General features: G+C 45.0%; 2 protein-coding genes. Both read right to left on the reverse strand.

Annotation, left to right across the window (positions count from 1 at the left end; translation table 11 throughout):
* Nucleotides 1-896 (reverse strand): transposase (locus AB4513_RS24115; RefSeq protein ID WP_102258480.1); only part of this gene is annotated, 896 nt, incomplete at its 3' end.
* The coding region (locus tag AB4513_RS24120) for a tyrosine-type recombinase/integrase (protein ID WP_136975503.1) at nucleotides 893-1657 on the reverse strand (765 nt) is incomplete at its 5' end. The genes AB4513_RS24120 and AB4513_RS24115, both read right to left, overlap by 4 nt.

Below are 1657 nucleotides of genomic sequence, written 5' to 3' on the forward strand. Positions count from 1 at the left end.
TAGCGTATTCGCATTAGCCCTTTAGGCAACACATGTAAAAGTAAGCGTCGAAGTAACTCGCCCGCATTACAACACATTCTTTGCGTCCCATTGGTTCGATAGTCTTTGTAACTCATCGTGATACGGCCATCCACGTTATAACTTAATTGGTTGGGATTTAACCCGATACGATTGCAATACCGAGATAGATAACCCACTACCGCTGTAGGCTCGTGGAGTACAGGTTTACTGTACACAACCCATCTCTTACTAGCGGCTTCCTCTAATAAATTACTGTGCGTTGCTATCAACTCGCTTACTCGACATAACATCTCTTTCTTAAAGCGAACGGATAAGGCTTTAACCGGAAGCAGGTAACTCTCTTTTCTTGTCGGTTGCCATTGCCGATCTTTTGTAAGCACCCCACTCGGTAGTAGGCAATGAATATGAGTATGTTGACTCAGATTTCTTCCCCAAGTGTGAAGAACCATTAATGCTCCAAGTTGACCGACAAGGTGATGCCGCTCATTAGCAAACGCGCATAATGTTGCCCACACTGAATGAAACAAGCATTGATAAACCACCTTAGGATGCGCTTTAACCAGAGCATTGAACTCGTGAGGTAAGGTAAAAACCATATGATGGTAGGCCACAGGTAAAATATCTTGGCTTCGCTTTGTTAGCCATTGCTGTCTCATCTGCTCTTGGCAATTGGGGCAATGACGGTCTCGACAAGAGCAGTACCAACGCGTTTCATGACCACATTGCTGACAACGCCAGTCGTAGCTGCCCATACGCTCTGTTCGGCAGTCTCTTAAATGGTTAAGCACTTGCCACTGTCTCGGTGTGACTTTGCTTTTATCAAGCTCTTCTAAGCCTTGTGTTAATACGGCTTGGTAAGGAGATAATGCGTTCATTCGCTCTCCTCCCATAGTTGAGCAACTAAGTCGAACTTACTTCCGTCCGAGCTTTCGTTGTGATGACCTATCCAATGGGTGTACCTCAATGTCGTTTTGATATTCGAATGTCCGAGGTAACGCTGAAGAACATTCAAAGGCATGCCCGATTCAAGCTGATGAGTCGCATAAGCGTGCCTCAAGGCGTGTATTCCTCCTAATTTTCTGACGTTTGCCTCTACTTTTGCTGCTTTGAAGCATTTCTGCAGAGAGCTAATACCCAATGGCTTTTCGGGCTCTAGGCTGGGAAACAGCACTACGGTGGGATGATAATGACACCAGTAATTTCGAAGATGATTCAGTTGGCTATCACCCAGTGGAACAAAGCGATCTTTTTTACCTTTACCACAATGAATGTGCAGTCGTTTCGCCGTACCATCAATGTCTTTCACGTACAAGCCTACGACCTCACTGACACGTAGGCCACATCCATAACACATTTCAAGTGCGGTCTGATATTTAAGACTTCGACAATGACTAATGATACTTCTTACTTCCTCGCGATTAAGCAGCTCCGGTATTTTACTGGCGCGTTCAATCGGGGGAACCAGTCGCTCTTCAAATTCTCTATTCAAAACGGCACGATAAAAGAACAAGATGGCATTCAAAGCTTGAGCACAAGTACTACTACTTAAGCTCCGCTCTGTGGTGAGCGTACGTAAATACGCACTAATCTGTTGATCAGTGAGTAAATCGGGGGACAGATCGTAAGTAGTAGATAG

It is taken from the genome of Vibrio sp. 10N.222.54.E6, from assembly GCF_041473955.1.
Taxonomy (GTDB): Bacteria; Pseudomonadota; Gammaproteobacteria; order Enterobacterales; family Vibrionaceae; genus Vibrio; species Vibrio tasmaniensis_A.